The following is a 16,988-nucleotide window of genomic DNA, read 5'->3' on the forward strand; positions in this document are numbered from 1 at the left end:
TCGTCCTCACGGATCAGTCCTGCCTCTCGTGCCGTGCAGGCGGGCCCTCGGCCGCGGCCGGCGGCTGCTGCGCCGTCGGCTCGAGGGACCGGTCCACGAGCCGGAGCGCATCCGTGAAGGCCGGGTCGCCGACGTGGCGGGCGAGCTGGAGGTGGTACTCGTCGACGCGCAGCCCGGCCAGCGCCGGCACCACCTCCGCCGCGTGCTGCTCGCCCGCCCGCTGGATCGCGGCGCGCTCCATCTCCAGGAACGCCAGGCGCTCGTTGAGCGCGGCGACGTCCTGCTCGGCCCGGATGCGCTGCGCCCGGGCCTCCTCGAGCTCGGCGCGGGCGCGGAACCAGGCGAGCTGCTCGGGCGCCGGCGAGAGCCAGGCGTTGAGGAAGATGGCGAGCGAGAACGCGGTGATGACCACGAGGTAGAACACGAAGAGCCACGCGCTGCCCGTCTCCACCGGCTCGGCGCCGGGCGTGACGCCCGGGAACTGGAAGCCGCCGGCGCTCGCGCCGAGTGCGCGGTCGGCGGCGCTGGCGTCGGCACGCATGCGTGCCACCGTGTACACGGCCCCGAGCCATACCACGGAGGCCAGGAACACCGCTCCGAGGTGGTGGGCGGGGTCCTTGCCCACCCGCACCGCATGGAGGCTCGACCCCGCCAGCTTGGGCAGGACGCTGAGGCCGAAGAGGATGATCGCCGCGAGGAACCACTTCTCCCACGGGTTCTCCGAGCGGGTGGCCATGGAGACCGCACCGGCCACGACGTAGAACTCCAGAGGTGGCGCGAGGACGCTCAGCACCCACATCCGGGCCCAGAGCGACAGCCGCGTACGCCAGCTGCGCCCGCTCGGCGGCAGCGCCGCGGCGGCGTCGAGCCGGTCCTTCGCCTCAGCGAGGACCGCCTCGGTCCTCGCCTCCTCGGCGTGGGCCGTCGCTGCACGCTCGCGCAGGGCGGCCTCCCCGTCCTGCTTCCCGTCGCCCGTGCGGAGGCGCAGGGCTGCACCGTCCACGGCCTGGAGGGCGTGCTCGGTGCGAGCCCACGACTCAGCCTGCTGATGGTCGCGCCACGCCGCGGTGGCGCGGGTGAACAGGAGGGGCCGATCGTCGGCGAGGAGGCTTGGCACGTCGTAGACGGCGGCGTCCCGGGCAGCCTCCTGGTCGGCCTCGAGCAGCACCCTTGCGGGATCGGGCTCCCGCGAGCCGCCGGCTTCGCCGTCGCCCTCGCCCGCGACCGTTCGGGCGCTCTCGCTGGAGTGGGCGCGCGTGCCGCGCGGGCCCGCCATCAGGGCCTGCCGTTCCGGGCGGCGGCTGCTGCCGACCGGCGGCCGGCGTCGGAAGGCTGCCCGTCGTGCGCGTGGAGATGTCGCTCACCGTCGGACGACGCCCGCAGGCCGGCCGGGACCGGCACCGCCTCGTACGGCGGGACCGTCGCGTGCTCGTCCCCTCCCCGCCGCAGCCCGAGGAGACCGGATCGCGTGCGGGTGTAGACGGCGCACTGCAGGTCCGCGTACCTGGCCCAGGAGCATGCTGCCCAATCCGCCGCCTCGGTCACCTCCTGGCGCCGCACCTCCAGCACCGTCAGCTCCCGCTCGGCCATCGCACGGGCGGCCCGTGCCTCGGCCCGGCGGGCGGCACGCCGCTCGGCCATCCGCCGGTCCTCGGCCCACTGCACCCTCTTCACCGCCGTCAGAGACGGATCCGGGCTACGAGCCGGGGCGTCCGACGGCGGGTCGTCGACCGCGTCGAGCAACCTCCGGCAGGCGGCCATCCGGGCATCGAGGTCCGCCTTGAGCCTGGCCTCCACGGTTCGCACGGCCAGCTCCTGCGCCTGCGCCTCGCCGTGCAGGCGGAGCGTGAGCTCGGTGTGGTGGGCGCCCGTGACGGACCGTGTCCGCAGGACGTCCCGCCACGCCCAGAGCGTCAGCCGCACCACCCTGCGGGCGGGCACACGGACGGGCGCGACGGGGAGGTGGAGCGCAGCGACGGACGCCGGAGCTGACGCGGGCTGGCGGCTGTCAGACATCGGCACCCTCTCCGTCGAAGGTCTCTGGCACATGCACCGGGAGGAGACAGCGAACCAGCCGCCCGGCCTGCATGGACGGATACGGAGACGAAGCCGGGGCCGAAACGGCAGGGGTGAGATCAGTGTGGGACCGGGGTGGAGGTCGACCTGAGCTGACGCTCCGCCGGCGCTAACACGCCCGACCCAGAACCGTTACACCGGCTTTACCGGAGGTGACGGGGCGGAAACATGGGTCCATAACAGTGTCCGTCCATGGACACATCGCTCCTCCCCCGGACCCCACGCGCACCGCGGGGCGCCCTCGCACCGCGCCGGCCGGCGCAGGAGCGCGTGTACGAGGCGCTCCGCGACGAGCTCCTCAGCGGTGCTGTCTCCCCCTTCGACCGGGTCACCGAGGAGCGGGTCGCCGACCGCTTCGGCGTCTCGCGCACGCCCGTGCGGGCCGCCCTCGGCCGGCTGCTCAGCGACGGGCTGCTGGTCCGGCGCGACGGCGTCCTCTACCGCTACCTGCCGAGCCTCCACGAGCTCACCGAGCAATACGAGCTGCGCCTGACGCTGGAGCGGCGCGGCATCGAGCGCGCCGCCCAGGTTCCCGGCGCCGGGCACGACCGGGCCGCCCTCGAGGCCGAGGTGGACCTCTGGCGCCGCCGTCGGCGCGACGGCGTCGCCCCCGACGCCGGGTTCGTCACCGCCGACGAGCAGTTCCACGTCACCCTGCTCCGCGCGGCCGGCAACGCCGAGCTCGCCGCCGCCCTGATCGCCGTCAACCGCCGCATCCGCGCCGTGCGCATGCACGACTACCTCACCCAGGACCGCGTGGATGCCACCGTCGCGGAGCACGTCGCGATCGGCGAGCTCGTCCTCGGCGGCCACCTCCCCGAGGCGCTGGAGGCGCTCGAGACCCACGTGGGCCGCTCCCACGCGGTCGTCGAGGCCCGCGCCGCCCGGGCCCTGCACCTCAGCTCGCTCCCCCACCCCACGGAGGTACCCCGATGACCGCCCCCACCGCCGCCGTCGCCGCCGCGTTCGACCGCATCGATGCCGCGCACCGGCAGGACATCTGGATCCGGCTCCAGGACCGCGCCGCAGCCCTGGACGAGGCCGTCGACGTCGAGGCGCGGCTCGCGGCCGGGGCGGACCTGCCCCTGGCCGGGCTCACCTTCGCCGTCAAGGACAACATCGACGTCGCGGGGCTGCCGACGACGGCGGCCCACCCCGCCTTCCGGCGGGTCCCGGCGAGCACCGCGACGGCGGTCGAGCGCCTGCGCGCGGCCGGCGCCGTGCTGGTGGGCAAGACGAACCTCGACCAGTTCGCCACCGGCCTGGTCGGCACCCGCAGCCCGTACGGGCGGGTGGCCAGCGCCCTCGACCCGGACCGGGTCTCCGGCGGCTCCAGCTCCGGCTCCGGCGTCGCCGTCGGCCTCGGCCTGGTGGACTTCGCCCTGGGGACCGACACCGCCGGGTCCGGCCGCGTGCCGGCGGCCTTCAACGGCGTCGTCGGCCTCAAGCCCACGCACGGGCTCGTCCCGGCCGACGGCGTGGTCCCCGCCTGCCCGTCCTACGACTGCGTCTCCGTCTTCGCCCCCGACGTCGCGCTGGCCGCCCGGGTGCTCGACGTGCTCGCCGGCCCCGCCGCCGCCTACCCGCACAGCAGGCCGCGGCCGGCCGACGCCCCGCTCGCCGCGCCGGCCCGGCCCGTCGTGGCGGTCCCGCGGGAGACGGACCTGGCGCCGCTCTCCCCGGCCATGCGGGGGCTGTTCGCCGACGCCGTCGCCCGGCTCGAGGCCACCGGCGCCGCCGTCCGCGAGATCGACCTCACGCCCTTCCTCGAGGCCGCGCGCCTGCTCTACGACGGCGGACTCGTGGCCGAGCGGGCCGCCTCCTTCGGGGAGTTCCTCGCCGCCCACCCGGACGGCGCGGACCCGGCCGTCGCGGCGGTCGCCGACCGTGCGGCGCGCGTGCGCGGCACCCAGGTGGTCCGCGACCAGCAGCTCCTCGCCCGGCTCACCGCCCGCGGCCTGGCCCTGCTCGACGGCGCCCACGCGCTGCTGCTGCCCACGGCGCCGGAGCACCCCCGCACCGCCGACGTGCTCGGCGACCGCGCCGGCGCCATCAACAGCCGGCTGGGCACGTACACGAACTTCGTCAACCTCATGGACCTCGCCGCCGTCGCCGTGCCGGCCGGGCGCGTGCCCGGCGAGGGCGCCTTCGGCGTCACCGTGGTCACGCGGGCGTTCGCGGACCAGGTCGGGCTCGACCTCGCCGCGCGTCTCCTCGGCGAGCCGACCCCGCCGGTCCCCTCCGGCGGCGTGGACGTCGCGGTCTTCGGCGCCCACCTGCGCGGCGAGCCCCTCAACGGCGACCTCGAGGCGCTCGGCGCCCGCTTCGCCGGCGAGATCGCCACCGCGCCCGGGCACCGGATGTACCTCGTGCCCGGCGACGTCCCGCGGCCCGTGGTCGCCGAGGCCACCTTCGGCATCGAGATCCCGGGCGAGCTGTGGCGGCTGCCGGCCGCCGCCGTCGCCACGCTCCTGACCAGCCTTCCCGCCCCCATGGCGCTGGGCCCGGTCCGGCTCGCCGACGGCCGCACCGTCACCGGGTTCACCGGCCGCCTCGACGGCACCGAGACCGACATCACCGCCCCCGGCGGCTGGCGCGCCTACCGCGCCACGGCCTTCGCCGTCGCCGGCTGACCACCTCTTCCGCTTTCCCCGCCCGTCCCACCCACGAGGAGCCCTCATGAACCGCCGTCCCCTCCGCCCCGCCGCCGCCCTCACCGTCGCCGGGCTGCTCGCGGCTTCCCTCGCCGCCTGCACCCCGGCCGACTCCGCGGCCTCCGGCGACACCGTCACGGTCGGCACCCTGCGCGCCCAGCCGCACCTGTTCACGCCGTTCTTCTACGACGACTTCGCCCCCGAGGGCACCGAGTTCGAGATCGTCCTGTTCGACACCTCCACCGACATCAAGAACGCCGTGGTCTCCGGCTCCGTGGACTTCGGGGTCACCGGGGCGCCGTCGGTCCTCGCCGGCGTGGCCGCGGACCAGGGGGTGCGCATCGTCGCCTCCTCGGCCGACGGCGGGACCCGGATCGTCGGGTCCCCGGACATCGCGGGCCCCCAGGACCTCGTGGGCCGGTCCATCGGCTACCCGATGGGCTCCTCGCAGGAGATCCTGCTCAAGCTGACCCTCGCCGCCCAGGGCATCGACCCGGCCGACGTCGAGCTGGTCAACCTGCCCTTCGCGGAGATGGCCGGCGCCTACGAGTCCGGCCAGATCGACGCGATGTCCTCGGCGGAGATGGGGCCCTCCATCGCCATGGAGGCCGGCGCCGTCGAGATCGTCTCCCCGTACGAGACCCCGGTGGGCAGGGTCAACATCGTCCTCGCCACCAGCGAGGAGCTCATCGAGTCCGATCCCGAGCTCGTGCAGCAGGTGGTCGACGCGCACGTCCAGGCCAGCGAGCACCTGGCCGCCAGCCCGGAGGAGTGGGCCACCGGCCTGGTGGAGGAGTTCGGCCTGGACCCGGCCGTGGTCGAGCGGGCCATCACCAACGTGTGGCCGCGGTGGGCGCTCGACGACGCCTACCAGGCGCAGGTCTTCGCCCTCGCCGACGAGATGGTCGCCTTCGACCAGCTCGACGGCGCGCCGGACACCTCCCAGATCTTCGACACGACCTTCGTCGAGGCCAGCACCTACGCGGACTGACCGTTCCCGACCCGTTCCCCGACCTGAGCTGGAGGAACCATGACCACCACCGACCAGACCCGCTCCCCCGGGTCACCCGCCGTGACCGAGACACCCGCCGACGCGGGACGCCCCGCCGACGAGGAGACCGCCGCCCGGGCCGCACGCCGCCTCGGGGACAGGACCCCCGCCCAGGCCGGCCCGGCGACGGCGGCACGCTCCGTCGTCGTCCCCGCCGGTACCGGGCGGCCCGGGAAGGCCAGGCGCCCCCGCGAGACGGGCGGCCCCGCCGCCGGCCAGCGCCGCAGCCGCTTCGGCTGGGCGCTCGCGCTGCCCGTGCCGCTGCTGCTCCTGCTGCTGTGGGACCGCGGCGTGCACGGGGCGTGGACCCTGCCGTTCGACATCAAGATGGAGTTCCTGCCCACGCCGGCGGAGGTGGGCGCGCGGCTGGTGGACGTCGCCGTCGGCGGGATCATGGACGACGCCTTCAGCGGCACGCTCTGGGTGCACCTGTGGGCCTCGACGGCGCGCGTGCTGCAGGGCTTCGCCCTCGCGGCCGTCGTCGCCGTGCCGCTGGGCGTGGTCATGGGGCGGTCCCGGCTCGTGTTCCGCATGCTCGAGCCGACGATCAACCTGATCCGGCCGATCCCGGTGACCGCCTGGGCGCCGCTGACCCTGCTCATCATCGGGTTCGGCGACCGCTCGACGGTGTTCCTGGTGTTCGTCGCCGCGTTCTTCCCGATCCTGCTCAACACCATCGCCGGGGTGCGGCAGGTGCCCGAGCGGCTGCTCGAGGCCGCCGCGATGCTCGGCACGCCGCCGGGCCAGGCGCTGTACAAGATCGTCCTCCCCGCCGCGGCGCCGAGCGTGGTGGGCGGGATGCGGATCGCGCTCGGGCTGGCGTGGGTGATCCTCGTGGTCGGCGAGACCGTGGGCATCAACGTCGGTCTCGGCGCCATGATCACGCAGGCCCGGGAGCAGTCCCGCACCGACCTGATCATCGTCGGCATGGTCGTCATCGGCCTGGCCGGCTTCGTCGCCGACCGCCTCCTCACCCTCCTCGTCCGTGTCCTCGCCGGCCGTCGGCCCCTCGTGAAGTAGCAGGAGAACCCCATGAAGATCGGACCCGTCCGCGAGAACCGTCCCGCCGGCATCGTCCTGCGCGACCTCGGCAAGCACTTCCCCGGCGCCCCGCTGCCCGCCGTCGCCGGGGTCACCATCGACATCCGGGAGGGAGAGTTCGTCTGCGTCGTCGGCGCCAGCGGGTGCGGCAAGTCCACCGTGCTGCGCATGGTCGCCGGCTTCGAGAGCGCCACCGCGGGAGACGTGCTGGTCGACGGCGAGCCGGTCACCGGGCCCGGGCCGGACCGCGGCGTCGTGTTCCAGGACTACGGCCTCTTCCCGTGGCTGACGGTGCGGGAGAACGTCGCCTACGGGCCGCGCCAGGCCCGGCTCCCGCGCTCGTTCGTGGCCGCCCGCACCGCGGAGGCGGTGGAGGCCGTGGGGCTGACCCGGGTGGCGGGCTCGTTCCCGCACCAGCTCTCCGGCGGCATGCAGCAGCGGGTGGCGATCGCCCGCGTGCTGGCCAACAAGCCCGCGGTGCTCCTGATGGACGAGCCGTTCGGGGCGCTGGACGCCCTGACCCGCAGCGACATGCAGCACGAGCTGCGCCGGATCCACCGCGACGCCGGGGTCACGGTCGTGTTCGTGACGCACAGCATCGAGGAGGCCGTCTACCTCGCCGACCGAGTGGTCGTCATGGCCGGCGGCTCCGCGCACGGGAACGCCGGCCACGTGCGCGAGATCGTCGACGTCGACCTCGAGGGCGACCGCGACCCGACCTCGCCGGAGTTCAACGCGATCGAGCGGCGCATCGACGCCCTGGTGCACGCCGGGAACGCCGCGGTGGCGTGAGTTGGGGTGCGCCCGCCTGGCGGGCGCACCCCTCCGGCGTCGTCGTGGTGGCACGGTGAGAAACCGGGAAATGCAAGAGATGGCAACTCGTTGCCACGGCGGTATCCGACCGCCAGAGTCCGGGGCAACCGGTGGAGCATCGACGCTCGGCCGGCTCGTCGATGTTTCAAGGGGGAACCATCACATGGGTAAGCACCGCACCCGGGCGAACGGACGCGCAGCAGCAGCTGCCGCCGTCGCCATCCCGCTCTCGCTCGCGCTCGCGGGCGGGGCACTCGCCGCGACACCGGACCACTCCGGTGCCGGCGGCAACCCGCCCGCCCACTCCAACGCCGGCGGGAAGAACGCGCCGGAGGTCGAGGCCCGCGTCAAGCCCGTCCTCAAGAAGGGCCAGCGCGAGTTCCGCGACCTCAACGCCAACGGCCAGGTCGACACCTACGAGGACTGGCGCGAGTCGCCGTCGGAGCGCGCCGCGGACCTCGTGTCCCGGATGACGCTCGAGGAGAAGGCCGGCCTCATGCACATCACCTCCGAGCGGCGGGGGGCGCCGGCCGGCACGGTGGTGGACGACCCGTACGCACCCACGGTCGGCTACGTCGAGGACCGGAACATCCGGTACCTCGTCATCCGCGACAACCCCACCGCCGCCCAGCTCGCCGACCGGGCGAACGACTACCAGGAGCTCGCCGAGGCCTCCCGGCTCGGCATCCCGGTGGTCTTCACCTCCAACCCGCGCAACCACGTCAACCCCGACCAGCAGTTCGGGATCAGCGAGGCCACCGGGCAGTTCTCGCTCTGGCCCGGCAGCCTCGGGCTGGCCGCGAGCCACGACCCCGAGGTCGTGCGCGGCTTCGCCGAGATCGCCCGGGAGGAGTGGCGCGCCGCCGGCATCCACAAGATCTACGGCTACCAGATCGAGACGGCGACCGAGCCCCGCTGGAACCGGGTCTCCGGCACGTTCGGGGAGAGCCCCGAGCTCAACGCCGACATCGCCCGCGAGCTCGTGCTCGGTTTCCAGGGCGAGGAGCTGGGCCGCGACTCCGTGGCCCAGACCATCAAGCACTTCCCCGGCGACGGCGCCGTGCTGCGCGGGCTCGACCCGCACAACGAGCAGGGCCAGTGGGCGATCTACCCGACCGAGGGCAGCCTGTACGACTACCAGCTGCCCCCGTTCCAGGCCGCGATCGACGCCGGCGCGAGCTCGGTGATGTCCTACTACAACGTCCCCAACAACGAGCTCAGCGCCGACCAGCTGCCCAAGCACCTCTGGTACTCCGAGGACCAGCAGTTCGAGGAGGTCGCGGGCGCGTACAACAAGGCCATCATCGACGGCCTGCTCAAGGGCGAGCTGGGCTTCACCGGCTACGTCAACAGCGACAGCGGCATCCTCACCACCACGGCCTGGGGCGAGGCCATCCAGGCCATGACCCTCGAGCAGCGGTACGCCAAGGCGGTGGACGCGGGCATCGCCCTGTTCTCCGACTACAACGACCCGACCGGCCTGATCAACGCCGTCAACCAGGGGCTGCTCGCCGAGTCCGACCTGGACCCGCACGTGCAGTCCCTCCTCGAGGAGATCTTCACCCTCGGCCTGTTCGAGGACCCGTACGTCGACCCGGCCCGCGCCCAGGAGATCGCCGACTCGGCGGAGTCCCAGGCGGTGGCCGACGAGGCGCACCGCAAGTCCGTGACGCTCCTGCGCAACGACGCCGGCCAGCTGCCGCTGGACGACGACGCCCTGGCGGGGACGCGGCTGTACGTCGAGGTCTTCACCCGGACGAACGCGGCGAACCAGACGGCGGCACTGAAGAACGTCATCCGTGCGGCCGACCCCTCGGTGCAGATCGTCGACACCCCCGAGGAGGCCACCGACGCGCTGGTCCTCGTCCGCCCGAACAGCTACGAGCTGCCGGACGGCTCGGCGAAGTCGGTCGAGCTCGACGCCAACACCGGCGTGAACGTGGACCGGATCAAAAAGATCGAGGCCACGGTCCCGACCATCCTCGCCGTCAACGCCGTCCTGCCCTGGGTCATCGAGGAGATCGAGCCCGGCGCGGCGTCGGTCATCGCCACCTTCGACGTCAAGACCGAGGCGCTCTGGGGCGCCGTCCGCGGGGAGTTCAACCCCACGGGCCAGCTGCCGGTCACGCTGCCGGCGGACCAGGCCGCGGTCGAGGCGAACGCGTCCGACGTCCCCGGCTACGCCGAGACGTTCGACTACGCGTACACCAACGCCGCGGGTGACACCTACGAGTTCGGCTTCGGCCTGAGCTACGAGGAGTAGCCGGGCGCGTCGCCCGACGCCCCACCCGGTAGGTCAGAGGTCGCCGTGCTCGAATCGCCGAGCACGGCGACCTCTGCCGTGCGTGCCTCACGCTCGTGCCCCGACTTCAGCCGCTCCGGGGTCGGGCACCTGCTAACTTGACCGGACCTGTAGCTCAGCCGAATCGCGTCACCAGGCGACACCGCCGTCGCACCCACAGACGCCGTGCCCTCACCCGGCACGCACCTTCCGCCACTCACCGGAGATTCGAGCCATGGACCACCCCGAGACCGCAGGCAGCACCCGCGAGGAGCTCCCCGCGCACCAGCTCCTCCACGACTACGCGTACACGATCCGCACCAAGGAGGGCGAGCTCTACAACGACGACCTCGCCCCCGTCCCCGCCGGCCGGCGCCGCTGGGGGTGGTTCGAGATCTTCAACGTCTGGACCAACGACGTGCAGTCCCTCGCCGGCTACACGCTCGCCGCCAGTCTCTTCATCACCGCCGGCATCAGCGGCTGGTGGGTGTTCGCGGCGATCATCCTCGCCGGCTTCTTCATCATGCTGCTGGTCAACCTCTCCGGCCGGCCGAGCGTGCACTACGGCGTCCCCTACGCCGTCATCGCCCGCACCAGCATGGGGGTGTTCGGCGCGAGGTTCCCCGCGCTGCTGCGCGGCATCGTCGGCATGTTCTGGTACGGCGCGCAGACCTACTTCGCCTCGACCGCCGTCGCGCTCGCGATCAACGCCGTCCTGACCGACCCGCCCAGCGCCACCTTCCTCGGGATGAACGGCGTCGGCTGGATCTCCTACATCGTCGTCACGATCTTCCAGGTGGCCCTGTTCATGCGAGGCATGGACTGGATCGCGCGGTTCCTCAACTTCGCCGGGCCGGCCGTCTACGTGGTGATGATCCTGCTGCTGATCGCGATCTGGGCCCAGGCGGGCGGCGAGCTCCTCGGGGCGGTCGGCACGCTCTTCCAGGGTGAGAAGACCGGCGGTGCGGCGGTCCTCGCCTTCTTCGGCGTGGCCGGGACGATGATCGCCTACTTCGCCGCCGTCGTCGTCAACTTCGGCGACTTCGCCCGCTTCACGCGGTCCACGCGGCAGATGCGCCGCGGCAACCTCCTGGGCCTGCCGGTCAGCCTGACGCTCTTCACCTTCCTCTCGCTGTTCATCACGGCGGGGGCGTACATCGTGTACCAGGACGGGCAGGGCGACCCGCTGGTCAACCCCGCGGACATCGTCGGGCAGGTCGGCAACCCCTGGCTGACGATCATCGCGGCGATCACGTTCTTCCTCGCCACCGTCGGCATCAACCTCGTCGCCAACTTCATCCCGCCCGCCTACGACCTCGCGAACCTGCTGCCCTCGCGGATCTCGTTCCGCACCGGCGGCCTGATCACCGCGGCGATCGGCTTCGTCATCGGCGCCCTGTGGGTGGCCGCCATCGGTGAGATGGGCCTGCCGAAGTTCGTCGACACGCTCGGCGCCATCCTGGCGCCGCTGTACGGCATCCTCGTGTGCGACTACTACGTCCTGCGCAGGCGACGCCTCGACCTCCAGCACATGTACTCGACCTCTCCCGAGGGCATCTACTACTTCACCAACGGATGGAACACGCGGGCCCTGGCCGCCGGTGCGCTGGCCGCGGTCTTCTCCATGGCCGCGGTGTGGGTGCCTGCCCTGACCCAGCTCGGCGGTTTCGCGTGGGTCATCGGCGCCATCCTCGGCGCCCTCTTCCACTGGATCGCGATGCGGAACCACGTGATCGCCTCGACCGGCGAGGAGCACTGAGCCCCGGCCCGCCGGCACGCCCGACGGAGGCGGACCGGCCCGCTCCCTGGTGCGGGAGGGGGCCGCTTTGCCAAGAGCGGTGTGAATCGGGGCACTTATGACATACCCGACAAAGCCTTGACCAACGGCTCTCCAAACGTATGGTGGATGTCGAGCTAGTGTTCCCACGGCGGTTGCACGGCTAGGTGACGGCACCGCCGACTCGTTCTCTCCCCTGTGGATCTGAGATGGCTGCGGGCGCGCGCCTGGCCGCCCGCGGATCAGGTCCGAGGCGAAGGAGAACGAGTGGCGCGCGACCACGAAGTGACACCCAAGGAAGCGTCCGAGTCAACGATCGACCGCGGTCGGTTCGGCGTGACGGAGCGGCGGAAGCCCCGGATCGACGACGAGTACCGCGCGCCGATCTCCAGCGCCGAGCTCAGCAAGGGCCCCACCGAGCTCGCAGAGGACCGCGGCGCCCGGGTCAACTGGCGGGTCTTCATCGTCTCCGCCGTCGTGATCGTCGCCTTCTCGCTGTGGGCGATGCTCGCCCCGACCAGCGCCGCGAACGTCATGCGCGAGTTCGTCCTGGACATCGCGACGAACCTCGGCTGGTTCTATGTCGTCACCGTCGTGGCCGTGATCCTCTTCGTGCTCTGGGTCGCGTTCTCGAAAGAGGGCACGGTCCGCCTCGGCCCCGACCACTCCCGCCCCCAGTACAAGCTCTTCACCTGGGTCGCCATGCTGTTCGGCGCCGGCGTCGGCATCGACATGCTCTTCTACTCGGTGACCGGCCCGATCGCGCAGTACATGATGCCGCCGACCGGCGACCCTCAGTCGGCCCAGGCCGCCCAGGACGCCGTCGTCTGGACGATGTTCCACTACGGCATCTCCGGCTGGGCGATGTACTCCCTGTTGGGCATGGCGATGGGCTACTTCGCCTACCGGTGGGGCATGCCGCTGTCGATCCGCGCGGCCCTGTACCCGCTGCTCGGCAAGCGCGTGCGCGGCGCCGCCGGCGACGCCATCGACATCTTCGCCCTCATCGGCACCGTCTTCGGCGTCGCCACCTCCATGGGCATCGGCGTGGTCCTGCTCAACGTCGGCTTCTCCTACCTGTTCGGCCTGCCCCAGGGCCTGGGCCTGCAGATCGCGCTGGTGCTGGTCGCCGTCGTCATGACGGTCGCCGGCTGCCTCTCGGGCGTCGACAAGGGCATCCGCCTGGTCTCCGAGCTGAACATCTGGATCGCGGCCGCGATGATGCTCTACATCCTGGTCACCGGCCAGACGGCGTTCCTGCTCAACGCCCTCGTCACCAACATCGGCCGGTTCATCGGCACGCTGCCCGAGCGCACGCTGGAGACCTTCGCCTACGAGTCCGGCGGCGCCGACTGGATGGGCAGCTGGACGCTGTTCTTCTGGGCGTTCTGGCTGGCGTGGGGCCCGTTCGTCGGGCTGTTCCTCGCCCGCATCTCCCGCGGCCGCACGCTGCGCGAGTTCGTCATCGCCGCGATCACCGCCCCGGTGCTGTGCGACTTCGTCATCGTCTCGATCTTCGGCAACTCCGCCCTGTCGGTCGTCATGGACGGCAACTTCGAGTTCGCCCAGCTGGCCATCGACCAGCCCGAGCAGGGCTGGTACGCCCTCCTCGAGATGTTCCCCGGCGCGGCGTTCCTCATCGGCCTGGCGACCCTGTCCGGCATGCTTTTCTACCTCACCAGCGCCAACTCCGGCGCCATGGTGATGGCGAACTTCTCCTCCACGATCCCCGACCCCGCCGAGGACGGCGCCAAGTGGCTGCGCATCTTCTGGGCCGTGGTCACCGCGCTGCTCACGATCGCCATGCTGATCGCCGGCGGGGTCACCACCATGGAGTACGCCACGCTGATCTTCGCCTTCCCGGTGACGATCATCGCCTACCTGGTCATGGCCTCGTTCTGGAAGGTGCTCCGCATGGAGCGGGCCGAGCGCGAGGGCCAGATCATCCGCCGCCGCTCGGCGGCCGCCCACGGCGGGCAGGTGCCGGAGAAGACGTGGAAGCAGCGCCTCGCGCAGCTGCGGTCCTACCCGTCGAAGAAGTCCGTCGCCCAGTTCATGGCGCGGACGGTGCAGCCGGCGCTGACCGCCGTCGCCGCGGAGTTCCGCGAGCTCGGCTACGAGGCGACGCTGTCCACCGCCCCGAACGCCGAGACCGGCGTCGACGAGCACACGCTGGTGGTCAACATGGACGACCACCGCGACTTCCACTACCAGGTGGCCGCGGTCGAGGCCCCGGTGCCCCGCATCGGCGGCCGGCCCATGTCCAAGGGCGACGACATCTACTACAAGGTGGAGGTCTTCACCCAGACCGGCACCGAGGGCTACGACCTGATGGGCCTGACCCAGCAGCAGGTCATCAACGACGTCCTCGACCGGTACGAGGCGCACCTGTCCTTCCTGCGCTACTCCAGCGAGCACGACTACGCCTCGGTGCTGACGCCGGCGGTCCCGGCCGCCGTGCCGGCTGTCGCGGACGACGTGGTGCGAGTCGCCGACTGAGGAATTCGAGGTCGGGTCCGCGGCTCGGGGCCGCGGACCCGGCGCCGGTCAGGGCAGGCGGCGGACGCCCAGGGTGTCGGTCCCGTCGTCGTTCCAGTCGCCGACCAGGACGACATCGGTCGCACGCCCGTAGGCGAGCACCAGGTCCGCAGGGCCGCCCGAGAGCGAGTTCTTCACGTGGTAGACGTTCCCGCGCCGCACGGTCAGCGTGTCCTCGTGGTCGCCGTCCCAGTCCCCGACGATCACCTGGTCCTCGGCACGGCCGTACATGACGACCTGGTCGGCCACACCCGAGGAGAGGGTGTTCTTGACGTGGTAGACGCTCCCCCGGCGCACCGCCAGGGTGTCCACCCGGTCGGCGTCCCAGTCGCCCACGAGGACGGTGTCGTCGATGCGGCCGTAGACGACGACGGCATCCGCGACGCCGGTGCTCGTGTCGTTCTTGAGGTGATAGACGCTCCCACGGCGAACCGCCAGGGTGTCGATGCCGTCGCCGTCCCAGTCGCCGACGAGCACGGTGTCGTCGGCGCGGCCGTAGGCGAAGACGTGCTCGGCCTGCCCGCCGCCGAGCACGTTGTTGACGTAGTAGAGGTTTCCGCGGCGCACCATGATCGTGTCGACGCCGTCGCCGTCCCAGTCGCCGACGAGGACCCGGTCCGTGTGGCGCCCGTAGCTGAACACGTGGTTGGCCTTGGCCGACCAGGCGTCGTTGAGGAAGAACCCGAACTCGGGCTCCGGGGCCGGCGCGGTGGGTGCGGTCGGCTCGGTCGGCGTCGTGGGGGTGTCCGGCTCCTCCGGTTCGGGCGTCCCCTCGGCATTGACCTCCAGCACCCAGGTCAGGTCCTCCGGGAGGCCCTCGGTGTCCGAGGGCCACAAGTACCCCGGCTGCGGGGCCGCCCCGATGACGATCTCGAGGTTCGCGTCGTCGAGGACGATGTCGGTCACGCTGTAGATGCCGGGCCAGAGGTACTCCCAGTGCGCCTCGGGCACGAGTGAGAAGAAGTAGTAGCCGATGCCCTCGACGTCCGGGATAATGACGGTGTCCCCGTCCAGTCCCGGCTCGTCCGTGTAGACCGGTGGCTCCGGCCTGCCCGGCTCGCGGTTGTCCGGCTCCGTGGTCTCGGAGACGTTGAGCTGGTGCAGGGCGGCGGGCTCGTAGAGCCAGCCCTGTTCGTTGCGTGGCCACTCGTAGCCCAGCTCAGGCCTGATCTTGTACTCCACCTGGGGGTTCTCCAGGCTCGCGCCCAGGTCCAGGACGCTCACGGTGCCCGAGCCGGGGTCGAACTGCACCCAGTCGTCGCCGTCGCGGTAGAGGTAGCGCAGGCCTTCGACCACCGTGAAGGTGAAGGTGTCGTTCTCGAACCCGAGCTCGTCGTTGTAGACGGCGTAGCCGGGATCCTCCGTCGGGATCCCCTCACCGGTGAACCCCATGTTGAAGGACATGGCGGACTGCTCGTAGCGCAGGTAGAAGCCGTCCTCCGCCCTCGGGAAGATGTACACGTAGGGGTCGTTGGGGTCGCTGTTGTACTCCCAGGCATGGTGCGTGCCGGGCTCGATAGGGGTGAGGATGCCGGCCAGATCCACCAGGTACCTCACGCCGCGGACCTCAGGGAGGGTAAAGGTGTCGTCCACCCGACCGTCCGCGTCCACGTGCGTGGGCACGCGGAGGCTGTCAGCGAGGTACCGCGGATCGGACGAGAGTGTGAGGCTCTGCGGGAGCTGGCCGAGGTGGTAGCCGTCCTCGGCGTGGACCTCGATGTCGACCTGCGGTCGGCCGTCCCGCTTTCGCAGGTCAATCATTCTGTAGGTGCCGGGCAGACGGACAGCACCGTCGATGACGTAGTCGATGCCCTCGAGGTCGGCCAGGGTGAAGTAGTCCTCCGGCCCGTCGCCGGAGATCTGCGTGGGTCTGACCGCGGCGGGGGCCGTCCCGCCCGCCTGGACGGTGCCGGTGGTGAACCGCAGGTCCCACGGGCCGAACTTGTCGATGTCGACCGGGTAGTAGCCGGGCTGCACGCGAGTGGTCACCCGCACCGTCGCCCTGCCGGCGGCGTCGCGCGCGGCGGTGACCTCGTGCACGCCGGCCGCGGCGGTCTGCCCGTTGATCTCGAACGTGACTCCCCAGACGTCGTTGGGGATCGTGATCGTGTCCGCGGTCCCGGGGCCGTCCACCGGAACGGGGTCGACGACCTCGACGTACGTTCGGATGGCGCGGTCGTCGTGCACGTACGTCCACTCGGTCTGACCGCCGAGCGGGACATCCGTCGTCGGGTGCGCGCGGACGACGTAGGTGCCCGACACCTGCATGTCGGCGCTCGCCCAGCCCTCGAAGCTTTCGAGAGGCTCGCCGTCGATCGACCAGGAGACCCCGGGGGCCACCTCCAGGTCGACCCCGCCGATGACACGGATCGGCGGGCGCGCCACGAGGTCGCAGGATAGGACGTCGGCGACGTAGGCCGACGCGCCGCCGACGGTCTCGACACGTCCCGCGGTAACCGTCCCTGCCGCCGCCTGCAGGAGGAGGCCACTCAGCGCCGGGTCGGCGAGGATGCCCGCCGCACCGAGCGGGGAGGTGACCTGGCCGAGCTTGACGCACTGGTTCGGGCCGTAGACGTTGACGTTGAGCCTGCCGGCGTCGTCGCGGGCGTCCAGCAGAGCCCTGGTCTCGACACCCGGGTCGATCTGATCCGCCGCGGACGCCGGCGCGGCCAGGGTACCGGTGGCGACGGCGGCGAGGACCGCCACGGCCACGAGAGGGCTTCTCTTCATGTGCAGGTGTGGGCCGGTCCGCCGCCC

At 72.1% G+C, this 16,988-nt stretch carries 11 protein-coding genes; 8 read left to right on the forward strand and 3 right to left on the reverse strand.

Annotated features, from left to right (window positions below):
- Positions 1 to 13: 13 nt before the first annotated feature.
- Together ABD774_RS06325 and ABD774_RS06330 are read right to left on the reverse strand one after the other, a co-directional pair.
- Positions 14 to 1,276, reverse strand: coding sequence for a hypothetical protein (locus ABD774_RS06325; protein WP_345038922.1), 1,263 nt, complete (start codon positions 1,274 to 1,276; stop codon positions 14 to 16).
- On the reverse strand, positions 1,276 to 2,016 hold the full coding sequence (locus ABD774_RS06330) for a hypothetical protein (RefSeq protein ID WP_345038924.1): 741 nt from the start codon (positions 2,014 to 2,016) through the stop codon (positions 1,276 to 1,278). The genes ABD774_RS06325 and ABD774_RS06330 overlap by 1 nt, the downstream gene beginning before the upstream one ends.
- A 252-nt stretch (positions 2,017 to 2,268) precedes the next feature.
- Between ABD774_RS06330 and ABD774_RS06335 the strand changes: the two genes are divergently transcribed.
- The 8 genes from ABD774_RS06335 (at position 2,269) to betT (ending at position 14,192) form a co-directional block, all read left to right on the forward strand.
- On the forward strand, positions 2,269 to 3,012 hold the full coding sequence (locus tag ABD774_RS06335) for a GntR family transcriptional regulator (protein ID WP_345038926.1): 744 nt from the start codon (positions 2,269 to 2,271) through the stop codon (positions 3,010 to 3,012).
- A complete protein-coding gene (gene atzF, locus ABD774_RS06340; protein ID WP_345038929.1) occupies positions 3,009 to 4,709 on the forward strand; it encodes an allophanate hydrolase in 1,701 nt (566 codons plus the stop codon). Before ABD774_RS06335 ends, atzF begins: the two co-directional genes overlap by 4 nt.
- A 46-nt stretch (positions 4,710 to 4,755) precedes the next feature.
- Positions 4,756 to 5,721, forward strand: a complete 966-nt coding sequence (locus ABD774_RS06345; RefSeq protein ID WP_345038931.1) for an ABC transporter substrate-binding protein — start codon at positions 4,756 to 4,758, stop codon at positions 5,719 to 5,721.
- 39 nt (positions 5,722 to 5,760) lie between these two features.
- Positions 5,761 to 6,801: an ABC transporter permease gene (locus ABD774_RS06350; RefSeq protein ID WP_345038933.1), complete on the forward strand. Its 1,041-nt coding sequence runs from the start codon at positions 5,761 to 5,763 to the stop codon at positions 6,799 to 6,801.
- Between the two features lie 12 nt (positions 6,802 to 6,813).
- The gene (locus ABD774_RS06355; protein WP_345038935.1) at positions 6,814 to 7,614 is read left to right on the forward strand and encodes an ABC transporter ATP-binding protein; all 801 of its coding nucleotides are present in this window, start codon (positions 6,814 to 6,816) and stop codon (positions 7,612 to 7,614) included.
- Between the two features lie 184 nt (positions 7,615 to 7,798).
- Positions 7,799 to 9,898: a glycoside hydrolase family 3 protein gene (locus ABD774_RS06360; protein ID WP_345038937.1), complete on the forward strand. Its 2,100-nt coding sequence runs from the start codon at positions 7,799 to 7,801 to the stop codon at positions 9,896 to 9,898.
- Positions 9,899 to 10,151: 253 nt separating this feature from the next.
- The gene (locus tag ABD774_RS06365) at positions 10,152 to 11,675 is read left to right on the forward strand and encodes an NCS1 family nucleobase:cation symporter-1 (RefSeq protein ID WP_345038939.1); all 1,524 of its coding nucleotides are present in this window, start codon (positions 10,152 to 10,154) and stop codon (positions 11,673 to 11,675) included.
- Between the two features lie 285 nt (positions 11,676 to 11,960).
- The gene (betT, locus tag ABD774_RS06370; RefSeq protein WP_486327277.1) at positions 11,961 to 14,192 is read left to right on the forward strand and encodes a choline BCCT transporter BetT; all 2,232 of its coding nucleotides are present in this window, start codon (positions 11,961 to 11,963) and stop codon (positions 14,190 to 14,192) included.
- A gap of 48 nt (positions 14,193 to 14,240) precedes the next feature.
- Here the strand turns inward: betT and ABD774_RS06375 are convergent, their stop codons facing one another.
- Positions 14,241 to 16,961, reverse strand: coding sequence for a hypothetical protein (locus tag ABD774_RS06375; protein ID WP_345038943.1), 2,721 nt, complete (start codon positions 16,959 to 16,961; stop codon positions 14,241 to 14,243).
- Positions 16,962 to 16,988: the final 27 nt, after the last annotated feature.

This window comes from Georgenia daeguensis, assembly GCF_039537705.1.
Classification (GTDB): domain Bacteria; phylum Actinomycetota; class Actinomycetes; order Actinomycetales; family Actinomycetaceae; genus Georgenia; species Georgenia daeguensis.